Here is a 17,654-nt window from a genome sequence, read left to right on the forward strand (position 1 = left end):
GCGCCTGCCCACACGATATTTTTCGTCTACGCAGATTGTTCGCCCCCAGGGGCGATCACCTGAATGCTCATGCGCGGTGTCGCCAGATCCAGCCCGGCCTCATCCAGATGCCGCTTGAGTGACAGGTTGAACGCCCGGGACACTTCCCACTGCTTGATCGGTGCGGTCTTGAAGCGCGCACGCAGAATCGCATTGCCTGACTCGAAACTTTCGACCCCCTGGATCTCCAGCGGCGACCAGATGTTGCGCCGTTGCAGCGGGTCGGTGCGCATTTTCTGGCCGACGTCGCGCATCAGCTTGATTGCCTCGTCGATGTCCATGTTCGAGGGCACCGCCACCCGGAAGATCGCGTAGCCGAATTCCCGAGAGTAGTTCTTGATGCTTTTGATTTCGCTGAACGGAATGGTGTGGACGATGCCGTCGATGTCCCGCAGGCGCACGGTGCGAATGGTCAGGCCTTCGACCGTGCCCAGGTGGCCGCCGACGTCCACGTAGTCGTCGATGGCCAGGGAGTCTTCGATGATGATGAACAGCCCGGTGATCAAGTCGGCCACCAGCGATTGCGCGCCGAAACCGATGGCCAGGCCGATGACACCGGCACCGGCCAGCAGCGGCGTGACGTTCATGCCCATGTTCGCCAGGGCGACGATCAGCGCAATGATGAAAATCGCCACGAACAGCACGTTGCGGATCAGCGGCATCATCGTCTGCGCACGGGCGTTGGCCGGACCTTTGCGTGAGCGGGTGAGGGCGTGATGCACGGCGGTGTCGCTGAGGATCCAGATCAGCCAGGCAAAAATCAGTGTGCCACCGAGGCTGAACAGTTTGACGCTGACTTCATGGCCTTCGCCTTCGGTGAAGCGAATCAGCGACATGCCCCAGACCCGCAGGCCGAGTTCGATGAACGCCAGCCACACCAGCAGATGGGCGAGGGTGTAGAAGAAGCTTTTCAGGCGATCCGAATACAGCGCATGGCGCTTGGGGCCGCGTTGAGGCTTGAGTGAATGACGGCGCACCAGCCCGTTGATGACCATGCACAACACCAGCAGCACGGTGCAGATCAGCGACTGACGCAACGCTGTGCTGGTGTCGCCGGCGGAGACGAAGGTGGCGAACAGCGAAATGCCCACCAGCACCAGCGCCGGCAGATACCAGAAAGTGCCGAGGATTTCGATCGTGTCGCTCAAGGCGCGGCGGGTCAGGCGCCGAGACAGCGGCTGGTTGCGGATCAGGTGTGCGATGGGCCGGCGGAAACGCAAAATGAAAAAACCTGTGAAGATCGCCGCCAGTACATTGGCGAACGTCGCCGCCGTATGGGCCAGATGTTCACCGAGGCTGGCGATCAGGCGCGGATCGTTCAGGGCTTCACCGAAGGCGGCGAAACTGCCGATCAGCCACAACGGGCGGAAGGCCTGATGACGCAGGATGTACAAGGCGCGATGGCGATGCGGGCCATCGAGCAGGGAAAACGCGATGACGCAGATCGCCGAGAAACAGGTGCCGACCACCAGCGCATAAGCCAGCACCATGGCCAGGCTTTTGCCCAATGACGAGGGCAGGGCGTAGGTCATGTAAACCGTCATGACCAGGGCGATCATCCACGGCCCGAGTTTGCGCAAGGCAAAGCGCAGCATGTCCAGCGCCTTGGGGTGTTGCGGCAGTTCTTCGGTGAGGCCGAAGCGCATGCGCACCCGGTGGCCGAGCCAGATCAGGGCGGCGGCCAGCAGGCTCCAGACCATCAGGATCATGGCGAAGGCAAAGATAATCGGTAGCCATTCATTGGCCGGCAGCATCAGTGCCACCAGTTCATCCTTGGCCTGGTCGACTTCTTCAGACCAGCGTGTGACGGGGCTGTCGGCGCCGGAAAATTTCTTTTCGAAACTGGCCAGGGTGCCGCCGATCAGGCCCAGCACGCCTTCTTCCGTGGTCGGTTGGGCTTTTTGGGTGACGTCGCGCAACTTCTTCAGGTCCGCCAGCAGTTTGGTCCGCTGCTGATCGTTTTCCAGAGACTTGATGACTTCGTCCAGCGACTGTCCCAGCGGAGCTTGCGCTTCGGGCTGGGCCTTCGCCGAGCCACCGAGCAGCCCCGGCAAGCCGACCGCCTGGGCAGGCGTCAGCGGCAGCAGCGTCATCAGGCAGACAAGGAACAAACAGGGCAGGGCAAAAAGACGAGCGAGCACTAGGCGGTTAACCTCGAATGAGCGGATCGGCCGAGTGTACGAGCCCATCAAAATCAATGCGAGCCAGGTGAAAGGGTTTATTCGTTGAGCTTGGCGAGGATCTTGTAGATCACGGTGGCGAGGATCATCAACATGCCGACCCACATCGCGAACACACCGACGTTCTTGTCGCGAAAGTTGAAGCCGACGGCCAGCATGATCATCCCGGAAAGAATCGGAACCAGCATGGCGTGAAACGAAGACATCGAGATCATGGCGACAGCCTTGTCGAAGGAGGGTACTGCAAGTCTAGGCGGCTTTCGGGCGGGCGTTGGTGATGTGTGGCAGGAATGGATCGCAAGATCATTGTGGCGAGGGAGCTTGCTCCCGTTGGGCTGCGAAGCAGCCCCAAAACAAAGCAACATCGGCTAATCAGCCAGACCGAGTTTGCCAAGTTACGACTGCTTCGCAGCCGAGCGGGAGCAAGCTCCCTCGCCACAAAAGTTGCCTTTTAATCACAAGGGTTATGGCAACTCGTGGCAGGCGTAGAACGCGCTCAGCACTTTGACCAGGTGCGCCAGGTCATGGCTGCCGCACAGTTCGCGGATCGAGTGCATGGCGAACGTCGGCAGGCCGATGTCCACGGTGCGCACGCCCAGGTGGCTGGCGGTGATCGGGCCGATGGTCGAGCCGCAGCCCATGTCGCTGCGCACCACGAAGCTCTGCACCGGTACTTCTTCGGCCATGCACAAATGACGGAAGAACCCGGCGGTTTCGCTGTTGGTGGCGTAGCGCTGGTTGCTGTTGACCTTGATTACCGGGCCGGCGTTGAGTTTCGGACCGTGGTTGGCGTCGTGCTTGTCGGCGTAGTTCGGATGCACGCCGTGGGCGTTGTCGGCCGAGACCAGCAGGGATTTCTGAATGGTCCGTACGAATTCATCCCCTTCGGGCAACAGGCGACGCAGGGTTTGCTCAAGCATCGGACCGTCGGCGCCACAGGCCGAGCAAGAACCGACTTCTTCGTGATCGTTGCAGACCAGTACGCAGGTTTCATCGGTATCAGTGGTCAGCAACGCTTGCAGGCCGGCGTAGCACGACAACAGGTTGTCCAGGCGCGCGCCAGCGATGAAGTCGCCATGCAGGCCGATGACCGCGGCGCTTTGGGTGTCGTAGAAACTCAGCTCGTAATCGAGCACCACGTCGGCATTCAGGCCATGTTCGCGGGCCAGTTGATCGGTGAGCACGGCGCGGAAGTCCACGCGCTCGTCACCGGCGAATTGCGCGAGAATCGGCGGCAGTTCGGTCTGGGCATTGATCGCCCAGCCCATATTGGCTTCACGGTTGAGGTGAATGGCCAGGTTCGGAATGATTGCAACGGGGGCCTTGAAGTCGATCAATTGGCTCTCGACCTTGCCATCGCGGCGGAAGGTCACGCGGCCGGCCAACGACAGATCGCGGTCGAACCACGGCGCCAGCAGTGCACCGCCATAGACTTCGACGCCCAATTGCCAGAAACCCTGGCGTTGCAGTTCCGGCTGGGGTTTGACCCGCAGGCACGGGCTGTCGGTGTGCGCGCCGACCAGGCGAATGCCGCCGTGCAGGGGCGAATGACGGCCCATTTTGAACGCGACGATCGAAGAGTCGTTACGGGTGACGTAGTAACGGCCATTGGCTTCGGTGGCCCACGGCTCACGCTCGTCGAGGCGCACAAAACCGGCCGCCTCCAGGCGCTGGACAAGGCTGGCAGTGGCATGGAACGGGGTAGGGGAGGCCTTGAGAAAGTCGATCAGGCCTTGGTTCAACTCTTCGCGCATAAGAAGCTCCAGACAGCAGTGGCGCCAGTTTAACGTATTGAAAGCGCAAAGTGCGGCGGGCCTGATATTGGCGGCGCGTGAGATTTAATGTGGCGAGGGAGCTTGCTCCCGCTCGGCGGCGCAGCGGCCGCAAATCCTGCTTGCGCGGTGTGCCCGACAGAATACGGTCGCTGGTTTTGGGAGTGCTCCGCACTCCAGCGGGAGCAAGCTCCCTCGCCACAACAGCTCCCTCGACACCGAAGCCTGGGCATCACCGTTAGAACGGTGCCGGGCACTCGAAGCGCAGGCGTTCGCCGCTTTGCGGATGCGTGAAGCTCAGCATGCTTGCGTGCAGGCACAGGCGTGGCCAGGCAGCCAGGGCTTGCGGATGGGCGTAGAGCCCGTCACCCAGCAGCGGGTGGCCGATGGAGAGCATGTGCACGCGCAACTGGTGAGAACGGCCGGTGATTGGCGTCAGCTCGACGCGGCACCAGTCGCCACAACGCTCCAGTACACGCCAGAAAGTCAGGGCGTGCTTGCCGAATTCGTGGTCCACCACATGCCGTGGCTTGGTCGGCGGATCGTAGCGCAGGGGCAAGTCGATGCTGCCACTGTCCAGTTCCGGTTGTCCCCAGCACAGGGCGGTGTAGGCCTTTTCGGTTTCGCGGTCGTGAAATTGCCGAGACAGCTCGCGATGAGTGTCCGGGTCACGGGCCAGCAGAATGATGCCGGAGGTTTCCCAGTCCAGCCGATGGACAATTCGCGCTTCCGGGTAGCCGTTTTCTTGCAGGCGCGTAATCAGGCAGTCCTTGTTGTCATCGGCCCGTCCGGGGACGGAGAGCAACAGGGTCGGTTTATCCACCACCAGTACGGCGGCGTCCTGATAGATGATGCGGATGTTGGACAACGGCATTAAAACAGCCTCGTAACAAACGCCAACGGCGGCTCAGGCCCCCGCCCCTGTAGGAGCGAAGCTTGCTCGCGAAAGCATCACCTCGGTTTATCGAATAGACCGAGTTGCCTGCTTCGCGAGCAAGCTTCGCTCCTACAGATGGCTGGAGAGCCTGAGCCGCCGTGGCTCCCGCCGGATCGACTCAGCGATCGGGCAGGGTGATATTGAGTTCCAGAATCGAGCAGCTACCCTGGTTTTCCAGAGCGACGTGCACGTCATCGGACCCGATATTGACGTACTTGCGGATCACTTCCACCAGTTCCTTCTGCAAGGCTGGCAAGTAGTCCGGCGTACTGCGTTGGCCGCGTTCATGCGCCACGATGATCTGTAGACGCTCTTTCGCTACCGAGGCGGTACTGGGCTTTTTGTTGGCACGAAAGAAGTCAAAAAGGTTCATTACCTACCTCCAAAAAGTCGCTCGAAGAATCCCTTCTTCTCGACATCGAGGAAACGATGGTCCACGGTCTTGCCCAACAGACGATCGACGGCATCGCTGTACGCCTGGCCGGCGTCGCTCTGGTCGTCGAGAATCACCGGCACGCCCTGGTTGGAGGCCTTGAGGACGGCTTGCGATTCTGGAATCACGCCCAGCAGGGTCACCGCGAGGATTTCCTTGACGTCTTCGACGCCGAGCATTTCGCCGTTGACGACGCGCGTAGGGTTGTAGCGGGTCAGCAACAGGTGTTCCTTGATCGGGTCTTCGCCGTTTTCGGCGCGACGGGACTTGCTGGCCAGCAGGCCCAGCATGCGGTCCGAGTCTCGTACGGAGGAGACTTCCGGGTTGGTCACGACGATCGCTTCGTCAGCGAAGTACATGGCCAGGTGGGCACCTTTCTCGATACCGGCCGGGGAGTCGCAGACCACGAATTCGAAGTCTTCTTTCAACTGCATCAGGACTTTTTCTACGCCTTCCTGGGTCAGCGCGTCTTTGTCGCGGGTCTGACTGGCGGCCAGCACGTAGAGGTTTTCCAGGCGCTTGTCTTTGATCAGGGCCTGTTGCAGGTTGGCTTCGCCGTTCACCACGTTGACGAAGTCATACACCACGCGGCGCTCGCAACCCATGATCAGGTCGAGGTTACGCAAGCCGACGTCGAAGTCGACGATAACTGTTTTGTGACCACGCAGAGCGAGGCCGGTACCGATAGCGGCGCTGGTGGTGGTCTTACCCACACCACCCTTGCCGGATGTAACCACGAGAATCTTGGCCAAGGTGTTTTACCCCTAAGGAAAAAGGACGTTTAGCCCCTGAAAAACATCTCTTGAAAAACTACTGCAGTCGGACAGCCTTGGCTGGAATCCGGTTTTGAGCGGTATCTACCCCCGGTAAACACTGCCTTTAGCCTTTTTCCTACTTCGTTTGAGCCGTTTTCGCTACGTTTTAGAGATGCTTGGAAAATGCGGCAGTATCCGTTAAAGCCGAATGATGTTCAACACGTCACCCGACAGGCTGACTTGTACTCCGGCGCCCCACAATGGATCGCGGCGCAGGTCCTCGGAAACCTTGTAGTGACCGGCGATGGAGACCAGTTCAGCGGTCATTTGCTGACAGAAAATCCTGGCTTTCGTATCACCTTTGACGCCGGCCAGCACACGACCGCGCATCGCGCCGTATACATGGATGTTGCCGTCGGCGAGAAGTTCCGCCCCCGGGCTGACCGACGAAATCACCACCAGATCGCTGCCCTGAGCATAAATCTGCTGGCCACCACGTACTGGCGACGTGATGATTTTGGTCGGTTTGATGGTCGGCTCCGGTGGTTTTTCCGGTTTTTTCGCCACGACGCCTTCGAGCGGGTCGAGCGGGCGTTCCCGCGCGCCGGACGGCGGCAGCACTGGCAGATCGACCGCAATGGCGGCGGCGATGTCTTCAATGCGGCTGGCACGGATCGCCAGGGTGCGCAGGCCATGCTGGCGGCAGATGCGCATCAATCCCGGCAGGTCGACCGAGCCTTCGCTGGCCGGGAGTTTGTCCAGGGCCAGTACCAGCGGCGCGTTACTGAAGAAGTTGGGCGCCTGGGCGACCTTGGCGGCCAGTTGCCGATCAAGGTTCTCGAGGTCGTTACGGGCCAGTTCCAGCACCGTAATGGCCAGCATGCTGCCCTTCAACTGGAACACGGGATCTTGGTCTAGCGGTTCGGTTTGGCTCATGGTCGGCATACAACGGCTTGTCACTAAAAGTGCCGAGACTTATAACGAGAACGCCCGCAGGCCGCAAGCCGGGTCGAACGATGTAGAATGCGCGGCCATTAACTTTCCGGAACCTTTAATGGAACGCCCGCGATTTCGAACAGCATTTCTTTCTCCGCGTTTCTGGCCGCTGTGGTGTGGCCTGGGGCTGTTGTGGCTGATTGTGCAGTTGCCGTATCCGGCGTTACTGGCGATCGGTCGCGCCCTGGGTGCATTGATGTACCGAGTGGCCGGCGACCGACGGCGCATTGCCAAGCGCAATCTTGAGCTGTGTTTCCCTGAAAAATCCGCTGCCGAGCGCAAACGCCTGCTCAAGGAAAACTTCGCGTCCACCGGCATCGCCTTCTTCGAGATGGCCATGAGCTGGTGGTGGTCGCGCAAGCGTCTGGCGAAATTGGCCCATGTCGAAGGCCTGGAACATTTGAAACAGGCTCAGGCGGACGGCAAGGGCGTGATTCTGATGGCCGTGCACTTCACCACGCTGGAGATCGGCGCAGCGTTGCTCGGTCAGCAACACACCATCGATGGCATGTACCGCGAACACAAGAATCCGCTGTTCGACTACATCCAGCGCCAAGGCCGCGAGCGGCACAACCTCGACTCGCTGGCGGTGGAGCGCGACGACGTGCGCGGCATGCTCAAGCTGCTGCGGGCAGGGAGAGCGATCTGGTACGCACCGGATCAAGACTACGGCGCCAAGCAAAGTATCTTCGTGCCGCTGTTCGGGATTCAGGCGGCAACTGTCACCGCCACCAGCAAATTCGCACGTTTGGGCAAGGCGCTGGTGGTGCCGTTCACCCAGGAGCGCCTGGCTGACGGCAGCGGTTATCGACTGGTGATTCATGCCCCGCTCGAAGGCTTTCCTGGCGAGACGGAAGAGGCCGATTGCATTCGGATCAACCAATGGGTGGAAGGTGCGTTGCGCGAATGTCCGGAGCAATATCTCTGGGCGCATCGGCGCTTCAAGAGCCGCCCACCGGGCGAGCCGAAACTGTACTCCAAACGCGGTTGAGTCACCGATCCCTTTAAGCACCATGGAGTGTTGCAATGAGTCCTGCTGAACCGGTTACAGGGTTGATTCTTTCCGGCGGTGGGGCTCGTGCGGCCTATCAAGTAGGCGTGCTGGCAGCGATTGCCGAGCTGCTGCCGATGGGGGCGACGAATCCGTTTCCGGTGATCGTCGGCACCTCGGCCGGTGCGATCAATGCGGTCAGCCTGGCCAGTGGGGCGATGGATTTTCGTGGCGCGATCGAGCGTCTGACGGCCTTCTGGCAAGGTTTTCGTAGCCATCTGGTATTACGCAGCGATTGGCCGGGGGTGATCCATCAGGCCACCCGTTTTGTCAGTCACAACCTGATGGGCATTGGCTCGCCGGTGCCGGTGGCCCTGCTTAACAGTTCGCCGCTGCGCCGCTTGCTCAATCACAAACTGCACATGCCCGGGATCGCCGAAGCGATTGCGCAAAAGCAATTGCGGGCCGTAGCGGTTACAGCGTTCGGCTACGAGTCCGGCCAGGCCGTCACGTTTTATCAGGGCGGCGGCACCATCGAGTCCTGGTTGCGCCATCGGCGAATCGGCGTGCCGACCCAGCTGACTGTCGACCATCTGCTCGCCAGTTCCGCGATTCCATTGCTGTTCGCACCCGTAAAAATCGGCGAAGAATATTTCGGCGATGGCGCGGTGCGTCAATCGGCACCGATCAGCCCGGCCCTGCACTTGGGCGCCAGTCGCGTGCTGGTGGTGGGCGTCAGCGGCAACCCGCGCGGGATCGATCCGCAACAGCCGCTGCAACGTGCCTACACCGGTCAGCAGCCGACCCTGGCGCAAGTCGGTGGGCACCTGCTCAACAGTACGTTCATTGACAGCCTGGAAAGTGACATCGAGTTGTTGCAGCGTCTGAACCAGTTCAGCCATCTGCTGCCCGACGGCATCTCGAGTCGTGCATTGGGAGCGGCGCCAGTGGATGTGTTGGTGATTTCACCGAGTCAGCCGATCGATGAAATTGCCGCGCGGCATCGCCAGGAACTGCCGGCAGCCTTGCGCCTGTTTTTACGCGGGCCGGGAGCGACCAAGACGAGCGGGGCGGGGGTACTGAGTTATCTGTTGTTCGAGGCGGGGTATTGCAGCGAATTGATTGATCTGGGGCGGCGCGATGCGTTGGCCAAGCGCGATGAGCTGTGCCGGTTTCTGGGGTTGGTGGAGCCTGCTGTTCCGGCTTGAGATTTGCGGTGTGGCTGTTCGCGGGCAAGCCTCGCTCCTACGGATTTGAGTCGTTCACATAACCGGTGAACGACACAAGACCTGTAGGAGCGAGGCTTGCCCGCGAAGCTTTTACGATCAGAAGTGGAACTTCACCAGCAAGCTCGTGTTGCTCTGATCGGTCTTGAAGTATTGGCTGTCCCTGATCCCGTACTTGTCCGACCAGTAGTCGTACTCGACACCCACATACAACTGCTTCTCGCCAATGTTCAGCGCCTTGCCCAAGTCGTATTTGATCTGCGGGTTGAAGTGCAGGTTGGCGTGGTAGGTGCCTTTGCTGTTCTTGTCGTTGTCGACCACCCAGTCCATGAAGCCATCGATCAGGATGTTCGAATCGCCCACCGGAATGGTGTAGGACCAGACCGGGGTGATCTGCCAGACGTTGTCACCCGGGCGGCTGCCTTCGGTGTGACGCTGGTAGAAGTTCAGCTGGAAGTAGTCGAAGCCAGGAATCGCCAGGTCGAAGCCAGGACCGATCAGGTAAGACTCGGTATCGCCTTCACCGAACTCGTACGTCATGGCCAGCAGCACGTCCTTGATCGGACCGAACTCCAGTTTCTGGTCGAAGATCTTGCCAAACGACAAGCGTGGGCTGATTTCGCCGTAGTAGGTGTTCGAACCGACGCCGGGGTCGTCCTTGCCGTTGTAGAAAATCTTGTCGACGAACATGAAGTTGTCGCCGTATTTCCATGCATCGGCGTGCTCGAAAGTGACGGTTTGCTGAATGCGCGGGTTGACCTGGAAGTCCTTGCCATAGAGGTAGGTCAGGCTGTTGTTCTGCCATTGCAGCAAGTCGCCGGCCATGGCCTGGCCCCCGGCCAGCAAGGATCCCGCGAGCATCAGGCTGGTGCACGTACGTTTCATTCGGTTGCTCCCAAAAAGTAGGTGGTTCCACGTTATTTTTCTAAGGTCGGCGCTCTGGTGTGGCGCCTTTTCTTGCTGCTGTAAAAAATCATCCATGCGGTCAGCTTTGGTGCTGTTAGCAAGAGCTGAGCCAAGGCTTTCAAAAAGCCAAAGAACGCCCGTCCGGCTGTTCGAAAACAGTCGATCGAGCGTTATTTTTGAATGCCTTGATACTGCCCAGAGCCGGGGTAAGTTGGCTTTCTGGTCAGGAATTAAATCCGGGCTTTTTTTTAGACCGGATTCGGGCGGCCGCGGAGAATACTGACTCCTTGGCCAGGTCTCAAGTGCCCCGCAACAGAGCACTGGCGACCGGTATGGGGCATTGCCGAACGACAGACTTGTCTGGGTTCGAATCATCTGTTGCTCCCTCTTGTTTTTATTGTTTGAGGTGCAGGCAGCCACCCCTGTGGGAACTCGCCACAGGGTGTGTACTTTGTACTGGGTCAGTGCGTGTGGGCGTGGCAGTCGTTGACGGCTGCGCGTTCGTGACCGCCGAGGATGTTGAACAACAGGTTCAATGCTAGGGCGCTAAGCGTGGCCATGGCGATGCCGCTGTGGGTGATCGGGCTCATCCACATGGGCAGGTGGGCGAAGAATTCCGGGCGCACCACCGGGATCAGCCCCATGCCGATGCTCACCGCCACCAGCAACTGGTTGCGTCGGTCACCGATGTCGGCTTCCTGAAGAATCTTGATCCCGGTGGCGGCGACCATGCCGAACATCGCGATTGCCGCACCGCCCAAGACCGCCGGCGGAATCGACGCCACCAGGAACGCGGCTTTCGGCAGCAGGCTCAGCACGATCAGTAAGCCACCGGCGACGATGGTCACCGAGCGGCAACGTACGCCGGTCATTTGTACCAGGCCGATGTTCTGAGCGAATGAGGAGTGGGTGAAGGTGTTGAAGAAGCCGGCGAAAAACGAAGCACCGGCATCGCACAGCAAGCCGCGACGCAGCATCCGCGGCGTGACGTCCTGGCCGGTGATTTTGCCCAGCGCCAGGAACATCCCGGTGGACTCGACGAAGATGATCACCACCACCAGGCACATGGACAGAATCGGTGCGAGCTCGAATTTCGGCATGCCGAAATGCAGCGGGGTGACGATTTGCAGCCATGGCGCCTGGTCCATGCCGCTGAGGTCGACCATGCCGATCACGCCGCAAATCGCGTAACCCAGGCACATGCCGATCAGCACCGAGATGTTGACCCAGAATCCGCGCATGAAGCGATGGACCAACAGAATGGTGGCCAACACCAGTGCGGCAACGGCCAGATAAACAGGCGAACCGAATTGAACCGCGCCAGCACCGCCACCGGCCCAGTTCACGGCCACGGGGAACAGCGACAAACCGATCGAGGTGATGACGGTGCCGGTCACCAGCGGCGGGAAGAAGCGCACGACCTTGGACATGAACGGTGCGATGAGCATGCCGAAGAAACCGGCGGCAATGGTCGCGCCGAAGATCCCTTGCAGACCGATGCCGGGCATCCCGGCCATGGCCACCATGCTGCCGACCGCGGCGAAACTGGCGCCCATCATCACCGGCATGCGAATGCCCATCGGGCCGATGCCCAGCGACTGGACGATGGTGGCGATGCCGGCCACCAGCAGGTCGGCGTTGATCAGAAAGGCGATTTCTTCACGGTTCAGGCCGGCGGCCTGCCCGATGATCAGCGGCACTGCAATGGCGCCGCCGTACATCAGCAGAACGTGTTGCAGACCGACCAGAATCAGTTGCACAAGGGGTAAACGTTGAATGGCGGGTGCGTCGGGGATGCGCGCTTCGGATAGCTCGGACATGCAACACCTCGGATCTTTTTTATTCTTGTGATTTTTGTATCAGGGGGACCGCAGTGCGGCCGTTCGCGGGCAAGCCTCGCTCCTACAGGGGGGGTGGTGTTGACCTTGTAGGAGCGAGCGGGCGGCGATCCGACTTGCCCGCGAAGCTTTTCAACGATTAATGGGTCGGAGCTCCCTGAACAATCCACGCGCCGATCAGGTCACGTTCCTGCTGGGTCATTTGGGTGATGTTGCCCAGTGGCATGATCTGGCTGGTGACCGCTTGAGCCTGGATGCGGGCAGCGTTTTGGCGGATCTGTTCTGGCGTGTCGAACATCACCCCGGCGGGTGCGGCACTGAACAGCGGGCTGGTGGGTTTGGCCGAGTGACAGACCGCGCAACGTTCCTGAATCACGCTATGAACCTTGTCGAACGTCGGGCCCTGATTCGAGGCTTGGGCCGGTGCAGCGGCAGGTTCAGCGGGTTTCGCCGCTTCAGGTTTGGCACCACCGCCCAGGGCGGTTTCCGGCAGCGGCTGGTACTCGATGGTCCCAGGAGCCTTGGCCACTTCAGGTGCGCTGGACATCGGCGCCGGGCCGGTCACGTAGGCCAGGCAAATCATGCCGACCGCCGCAACGGGCAGGGTCCAGGCGAATTTGTGGCTGTCGTGACGGGTGTTGAAGTAGTGACGCACCAACACCGCCAGCACCGCGATCCCGGCCAGGATCAGCCAGTTGTACTGGCTGCCGTACGTGCTCGGGAAGTGGTTGCTGATCATGATGAACAGCACCGGCAAGGTGAAGTAGTTGTTGTGCCGCGAACGCAGCAAACCTTTGGCCGGCAGCGCCGGATCGGGCGTGCGGTTTTCGGCGATCGCCGCCACCAGTGCGCGCTGGGCCGGCATGATGATGCGGAACACGTTGCCGACCATGATGGTGCCGATGATCGCGCCGACGTGCAGGTATGCGCCACGACCGCTGAACACTTTGCTGAAACCGTAGGCGGCGCCGATGATCAGCACGAACAGAATAAAGCCGAGCAGGGCAGGGCGTTTGCCCAGGGCCGAGTCGCAGAGGAAGGAGTAGATGAACCAGCCGATGAACAGCGAGCCCAGGCCAATGGCCACGCCTTCAGGACCACTCAGGGTGCTGCCCGGTGCCAGCAGGTACAACGTCGGGTTGGAGTAGAACACCACGCACAGCAGCGCGATCCCCGACAACCAAGTGAAATAGGCTTCCCATTTGAACCAGTGCAGGTTGTCCGGCATGGTCGGTGGAGCCAGTTTGTATTTTTCCAGGTGGTAGATACCGCCGCCATGGATCGCCCACAAATCGCCCGCCAGCCCGTTTTTCGGGTTGACCCGATTGAGGTTGTTTTCCAGCCAGACGAAATAGAACGACGCGCCGATCCAGGCCACGCCAGTGATCATGTGAACCCAGCGCACGCTCAGGTTCAGCCATTCCAACAGATGTGCTTCCACAGTCTTTACCTCTCGCCTGTCACCCTTGTTGTCGAGTGATCAGACCTTCTCTTATTGGTGGGGGGCGAGGATCAAACACTCATCCTCTTGGAAAAAATGCTCATCGCAGTTATTGCCTGTGCCACTGCGATCAACCACCAGGAAGTCATCCCGCTTTTCGATCGTCAGCACCGGGTGGTGCCAGACGCCGCGATGGTAATTAATGCCCTGCCTGCCGTTGGTGACGAAGGCGCGGACCAAGCCTGATACAGGTGCATCGCCAAGTGGCGCGACCACGATCAGAAAGGGGTTGCCGAGCAGCGGAATGAACGCCTGACTGCCCAGCGGATGGCGCTCCAGCATGCGCACGGTCAACGGCATGTCCTGCGCGTCGGCGCGGAAGATGCTGATGATCGCCTTGTCCTCTGGCGTGGCGGTTTCCACCGTCGCCAGTTTGTGGAAGCGCATGGTCGAACCGTTGTTGATCATGAAGTGATCGCTGCCGTCGGTTTCGATCACGTCACCGAAAGGGGCGAAGGCTTCTTTGGTCAGCGGTTCAATCGTCAATGTGCGCATGCTGGTCTTCTTATCCAAATTCTGTGTTGTTTGTTCTATCGCCATCGCGGGCAAGCCCGCTCCCACAGGTTTTGTGAACGCCACAATTCCTTGTGGGAGCGGGCTTGCCCGCGATTGGGGCGACGCTTATTTAACGACCTTGCCGAGGACTCGCAGGCGGCTCACACCACCATCCGGGAACACGTTCAGGCGGATGTGGGTGATCGGGCCCAGCGCCTTGATCTGCTCGGCGAAGGTGTGTTCGGCGTGCATTTCCAGCTTCTGGCTTGGCAGCAGTTCGCGCCAGAACAGCGATTGGGTTTCGATCTGGCTGTCGGTGCCGCCCTTCACGAATGCGCCCTGGATCGAGCAGCTGTCCGGGTAGTTGCCCTTGAAGTGCAGGGTGTCGACGATGACTTTCTCGACTTCACCGGCATGGCCCAGCGCGACGATCACCCAGTCATTGCCCGGGGTACGACGACGTGCGGTTTCCCAGCCATCGCCCATGTTGATGCCACGGCCCGGGTTGAGGATGTTGCTCATGCGGCCGAAGTGTTCATCGGAGCAGGCGAGGGCGCGACCGCCGTTCAGGGCCGCAGCCAGGTCGACTTGTTCGTTGTCGCCAACGGCCGACCAGTCGCGGAACGGAATGCCGTACACGCGCAGACGGGCCACGCCACCATCCGGATAGATGTTGAAGCGCAGGTGGCTGAACGCCTGGTCGTTATTGATTTCGTGGTAGTGGTGGCTGTTGCCCTGCAGTTCGACGGCCGACAGCACTTCAGTCCACTGGGTGTTTTCGTCCGGCTCGCCCGAGGCCAGGAAGCAGGCTTCCAGGGAGGCCGATGGCGGGTAGTTGCCGGTAAAGAATGAAGTGTCGATGTCCACGCCTTTGATCGAACCCGGTACGCCCAGGCGGATCACCGCGCTGTCGTAGCCTTCGAAGCGCTTGCGGCGCGACTCCCAGCCGTCCATCCACTTGCCGTTGTCATCGAACACGCCCTCCTTCCACACGGCCGGGGTCGGCTGGAACAGACGGTTGGCGTCTGCGAACCAGTCATCGGTGACCGAGATGATTTTGGTGCCCAGACGGGCGTCGGCCAGGTTGACGAACTTCTCGAAAGGTACGGCGTAAGCTTTCATTCTTCTTGTCTGCCTTTAATAAGTTGGCTTGGGATGCTTGCAGGGCCCTGGGCTCGTTCTGCGTTCGGGAACTCGCTCGGGCCAAGGTCGCTATAGGGTCAGTAATCGGAACAACGCGATTTTGTTGATCTCCGCCAGCGCGCATTTGAATTCGGTGTCGACCGGGTTGTGAATGCGAGTTTCGAACGCCGCGAGGATCTGATGCCGGTTGCTGCCTTTTACCGCCATGATGAAGGGAAACTTGAACTTGGCCTTGTAGGCGTCGTTCAGCTCGGTGAAGCGCTCAAACTCTTCGGCCGTGCATTGGTGAATACCGGCGCCAGCCTGTTCATTCGTGCTGGCTTCGGTCAGTTGGCCCTGGACGGCAGCTTTGCCGGCCAGGTCCGGGTGCGCGTTGATCAGGGCCAGTTGGCTGGCGTGATCGGCGCTCAACAGGATGTCGCTCATGCGCTGGTGCAGGGTTTCGATCTGGTCGATCGAAGCGTCCTGGCCCAGGTCGAAGGCTTTTTCGGCCACCCATGGCGAGTGTTCGTAGATGTCGGCGAAGGCGGCGATAAATGCGTCGCGGCTCAGGGTCGAGGGTTTCAGCGTTTGAAAGGTGCTCATTTGGCAGCCCCTTGGTACGGGTGGGTTTGCTGCCAGTGGCGAGCGATGTCGACGCGGCGGCTGAACCACACCTGTTCATGACTTTTAGCGTATTCGATAAAGCGCTTGAGTGAGGCCAGGCGCGCCGGGCGGCCGATCAGCCGGCAGTGCAGGCCGATCGACAACATTTTCGGTGCCTCGGCGCCTTCGGCATACAGCACGTCGAAGGCGTCTTTCAGGTATTCGAAGAAGTCGTCGCCCTTGTTGAAACCCTGGACCTGGGTGAAGCGCATGTCGTTGGTGTCCAGGGTGTACGGAATCACCAGGTGTGGCTTGCCGGTCGGGTTGTTCGGTTCCCAGTAGGGCAGGTCGTCGTCGTAGGTGTCGCAGTCGTAGAGGAAACCGCCTTCCTCCATCACCAGCCGACGAGTATTCGGACCGGTGCGGCCGGTGTACCAGCCCAGTGGGCGCTCGCCGGTGATTTCGGTAAGGATGCGGATCGCTTCGAGCATGTGCTCGCGTTCCTGCGCTTCGTCCATGTACTGGTAGTCGATCCAGCGATAGCCGTGGCTGCAGATCTCGTGGCCGGCCTCGACCATCGCGCGGATCACGTCCGGGTGACGCTGGGCGGCCATGGCCACGGCGAAGATGGTCAGCGGGATGTCGAATTCCTTGAACAGTTTCAGAATCCGCCAGACGCCGGCACGGCTGCCATACTCGTAAAGGGATTCCATGCTCATGTTGCGCTCGCCTTGCAGCGGCTGCGCCGAGACCATTTCCGAGAGGAAGGCTTCGGACTCTTTATCACCGTGAAGGATATTGCGCTCGCCACCTTCCTCGTAGTTGAGCACGAAGGACAGGGCGATGCGGGCATTGCCCGGCCAGTGTGGGTGAGGAGGGTTACTGCCGTAACCGATCAGGTCGCGTGGGTAGTCAGCGCTCACTGCAGTCTTCCTTCTTGTTCGTGTCGACTTGTTCAAAGTCAGGGTGTGTGTGGCGGCCTGGCGATGAGAGGGCAGGCTGGCGTCACAGCGATGGAGTGATTGTATACAACTTTATATTCACTTTGTAAGCCTGATTTTTTGCATTTTTCACTCACTGCCCTCATTGGAGGGTACTGCAATAAACCTGCCTGAGTGGTCAGCTAATGGATGGAAGGTCCACTGATCTTATGGTTTTGCGCAAGATTCGCTTGCAAACACTGAATGACGTTGGTGGTGGTAAAAATGTCGTTTTTATTGTGTACAATTTTTTTGAAAAATGTCTTAATCAGTCGCTCGCCGCAACTTTTCGTGCTCCGGAACGGTGCGGTCTCCTTTTCAACTGACTTCGGGAGGCGCGAGGTCTGACTGCTCCACGCAGGCAGGCGCGCAGAATCAATGGGACGTTTGACTACACACGTTTTGGACGCTGCACACGGTTGCCCGGGCAGTTCGATCAAGGTCGAGCTGTACCGCGTCGAAGGCTCGCAGCTGGAACTGGTCGCCACGGCGCTCACCAACAGCGACGGCCGGGTCGATGCGCCGTTGCTGCAAGGCGATGACTACCGTACCGGGGTCTATCAGCTGCAATTTCATGCGGGCGATTACTACCGCGCCCGGGGCGTTCAGCTGCCTGAGCCTGCGTTCCTCGACGTGGTGGTGCTGCGGTTTGGCATCTCTGCGGAACAGGATCACTACCATGTGCCTTTGCTGATTTCGCCATACAGCTATTCCACGTATCGCGGCAGCTGATCCCCCAAGCAGCTGCCTCAACCTGGAAGCGACTGCGCATATAGCTTCTTTGGTCTTTCGCCCGCTCACACTGCGGGCTTTTTTTGTCTTTGGAAATGTGGTGTTGCCAATGACGCCTTCGCGGGCAAGTCGGATCGCCGCACCG

At 60.0% G+C, this 17,654-nt stretch carries 17 protein-coding genes; 3 read left to right on the forward strand and 14 right to left on the reverse strand.

Annotated elements, in window-relative coordinates; translation table 11 throughout:
- Positions 1-26: 26 nt before the first annotated feature.
- The 7 genes from AC30D7_RS26550 to minC form a co-directional block, all read right to left on the reverse strand.
- Positions 27-2,180 carry a mechanosensitive ion channel family protein gene (locus AC30D7_RS26550; protein WP_490136054.1) on the reverse strand — a complete coding sequence of 718 codons (2,154 nt, stop codon included), beginning with the start codon at positions 2,178-2,180 and terminating at the stop codon, positions 27-29.
- A gap of 77 nt (positions 2,181-2,257) precedes the next feature.
- Positions 2,258-2,434, reverse strand: a complete 177-nt coding sequence (locus tag AC30D7_RS26555; RefSeq protein ID WP_019579691.1) for a hypothetical protein — start codon at positions 2,432-2,434, stop codon at positions 2,258-2,260.
- 249 nt (positions 2,435-2,683) lie between these two features.
- Entirely contained in the window at positions 2,684-3,973 is a 1,290-nt protein-coding gene (locus AC30D7_RS26560) for a M18 family aminopeptidase (RefSeq protein ID WP_490136055.1), read from the reverse strand.
- A gap of 256 nt (positions 3,974-4,229) precedes the next feature.
- The gene (locus AC30D7_RS26565) at positions 4,230-4,865 is read right to left on the reverse strand and encodes an RluA family pseudouridine synthase (protein WP_018925180.1); all 636 of its coding nucleotides are present in this window, start codon (positions 4,863-4,865) and stop codon (positions 4,230-4,232) included.
- A 181-nt stretch (positions 4,866-5,046) separates the two neighbouring features.
- Positions 5,047-5,301, reverse strand: a complete 255-nt coding sequence (minE, locus tag AC30D7_RS26570) for a cell division topological specificity factor MinE (RefSeq protein ID WP_007940845.1) — start codon at positions 5,299-5,301, stop codon at positions 5,047-5,049.
- Positions 5,301-6,113, reverse strand: a complete 813-nt coding sequence (gene minD / locus AC30D7_RS26575) for a septum site-determining protein MinD (protein WP_007940844.1) — start codon at positions 6,111-6,113, stop codon at positions 5,301-5,303. The genes minE and minD overlap by 1 nt, the downstream gene beginning before the upstream one ends.
- 201 nt (positions 6,114-6,314) lie before the next feature.
- Positions 6,315-7,052 (reverse strand): septum site-determining protein MinC, encoded by a 738-nt coding sequence (minC, locus tag AC30D7_RS26580; protein ID WP_026331736.1) that lies wholly within the window; start codon positions 7,050-7,052, stop codon positions 6,315-6,317.
- 118 nt (positions 7,053-7,170) lie between these two features.
- On the opposite strand from minC, the gene AC30D7_RS26585 reads away from it, so the two are divergent.
- Together AC30D7_RS26585 and AC30D7_RS26590 are read left to right on the forward strand one after the other, a co-directional pair.
- The gene (locus tag AC30D7_RS26585) at positions 7,171-8,103 is read left to right on the forward strand and encodes a lipid A biosynthesis lauroyl acyltransferase (protein ID WP_490136056.1); all 933 of its coding nucleotides are present in this window, start codon (positions 7,171-7,173) and stop codon (positions 8,101-8,103) included.
- Between the two features lie 35 nt (positions 8,104-8,138).
- On the forward strand, positions 8,139-9,311 hold the full coding sequence (locus AC30D7_RS26590; RefSeq protein ID WP_019579694.1) for a patatin-like phospholipase family protein: 1,173 nt from the start codon (positions 8,139-8,141) through the stop codon (positions 9,309-9,311).
- Positions 9,312-9,428: 117 nt separating this feature from the next.
- Here the strand turns inward: AC30D7_RS26590 and AC30D7_RS26595 are convergent, their stop codons facing one another.
- From AC30D7_RS26595 to puuE, 7 genes are all read right to left on the reverse strand, one after another.
- On the reverse strand, positions 9,429-10,214 hold the full coding sequence (locus tag AC30D7_RS26595) for an outer membrane protein OmpK (protein ID WP_490136057.1): 786 nt from the start codon (positions 10,212-10,214) through the stop codon (positions 9,429-9,431).
- 482 nt (positions 10,215-10,696) lie between these two features.
- Positions 10,697-12,055, reverse strand: a complete 1,359-nt coding sequence (locus tag AC30D7_RS26600; RefSeq protein ID WP_028941052.1) for a nucleobase:cation symporter-2 family protein — start codon at positions 12,053-12,055, stop codon at positions 10,697-10,699.
- 157 nt (positions 12,056-12,212) lie between these two features.
- Positions 12,213-13,514 (reverse strand): urate hydroxylase PuuD, encoded by a 1,302-nt coding sequence (locus AC30D7_RS26605; protein ID WP_490136058.1) that lies wholly within the window; start codon positions 13,512-13,514, stop codon positions 12,213-12,215.
- 51 nt (positions 13,515-13,565) lie between these two features.
- Positions 13,566-14,069, reverse strand: a complete 504-nt coding sequence (locus tag AC30D7_RS26610; RefSeq protein WP_018925187.1) for an ureidoglycolate lyase — start codon at positions 14,067-14,069, stop codon at positions 13,566-13,568.
- Positions 14,070-14,195: 126 nt separating this feature from the next.
- Positions 14,196-15,191: an allantoicase gene (gene alc, locus AC30D7_RS26615; protein ID WP_490136059.1), complete on the reverse strand. Its 996-nt coding sequence runs from the start codon at positions 15,189-15,191 to the stop codon at positions 14,196-14,198.
- A gap of 90 nt (positions 15,192-15,281) precedes the next feature.
- Positions 15,282-15,797: a 2-oxo-4-hydroxy-4-carboxy-5-ureidoimidazoline decarboxylase gene (uraD, locus tag AC30D7_RS26620; protein ID WP_490136060.1), complete on the reverse strand. Its 516-nt coding sequence runs from the start codon at positions 15,795-15,797 to the stop codon at positions 15,282-15,284.
- Positions 15,794-16,720 (reverse strand): allantoinase PuuE, encoded by a 927-nt coding sequence (gene puuE / locus AC30D7_RS26625; protein WP_007940832.1) that lies wholly within the window; start codon positions 16,718-16,720, stop codon positions 15,794-15,796. Before puuE ends, uraD begins: the two co-directional genes overlap by 4 nt.
- Positions 16,721-17,155: 435 nt before the next feature.
- Here puuE and uraH point away from each other — a divergent pair, with 435 nt between their 5' ends.
- Positions 17,156-17,509, forward strand: coding sequence for a hydroxyisourate hydrolase (gene uraH, locus AC30D7_RS26630; protein ID WP_007940831.1), 354 nt, complete (start codon positions 17,156-17,158; stop codon positions 17,507-17,509).
- Positions 17,510-17,654: the final 145 nt, after the last annotated feature.

This window comes from Pseudomonas sp. DF5, assembly GCF_058148225.1.

Bases quoted from the DNA above. Each gene is read 5' to 3' on its own strand.
- AC30D7_RS26565 (WP_018925180.1), bottom strand. From the start codon at position 4,865: ATGCCGTTGTCCAACATCCGCATCATCTATCAGGACGCCGCCGTACTG.
- AC30D7_RS26590 (WP_019579694.1), top strand. From the start codon at position 8,139: ATGAGTCCTGCTGAACCGGTTACAGGGTTGATTCTTTCCGGCGGTGGG.
- AC30D7_RS26555 (WP_019579691.1), bottom strand. From the start codon at position 2,434: ATGATCTCGATGTCTTCGTTTCACGCCATGCTGGTTCCGATTCTTTCC.
- minC (WP_026331736.1), bottom strand. From the start codon at position 7,052: ATGAGCCAAACCGAACCGCTAGACCAAGATCCCGTGTTCCAGTTGAAG.
- minE (WP_007940845.1), bottom strand. From the start codon at position 5,301: ATGAACCTTTTTGACTTCTTTCGTGCCAACAAAAAGCCCAGTACCGCC.
- uraD (WP_490136060.1), bottom strand. From the start codon at position 15,797: ATGAGCACCTTTCAAACGCTGAAACCCTCGACCCTGAGCCGCGACGCA.
- AC30D7_RS26595 (WP_490136057.1), bottom strand. From the start codon at position 10,214: ATGAAACGTACGTGCACCAGCCTGATGCTCGCGGGATCCTTGCTGGCC.
- AC30D7_RS26560 (WP_490136055.1), bottom strand. From the start codon at position 3,973: ATGCGCGAAGAGTTGAACCAAGGCCTGATCGACTTTCTCAAGGCCTCC.
- AC30D7_RS26585 (WP_490136056.1), top strand. From the start codon at position 7,171: ATGGAACGCCCGCGATTTCGAACAGCATTTCTTTCTCCGCGTTTCTGG.
- alc (WP_490136059.1), bottom strand. From the start codon at position 15,191: ATGAAAGCTTACGCCGTACCTTTCGAGAAGTTCGTCAACCTGGCCGAC.
- uraH (WP_007940831.1), top strand. From the start codon at position 17,156: ATGGGACGTTTGACTACACACGTTTTGGACGCTGCACACGGTTGCCCG.
- AC30D7_RS26610 (WP_018925187.1), bottom strand. From the start codon at position 14,069: ATGCGCACATTGACGATTGAACCGCTGACCAAAGAAGCCTTCGCCCCT.
- AC30D7_RS26600 (WP_028941052.1), bottom strand. From the start codon at position 12,055: ATGTCCGAGCTATCCGAAGCGCGCATCCCCGACGCACCCGCCATTCAA.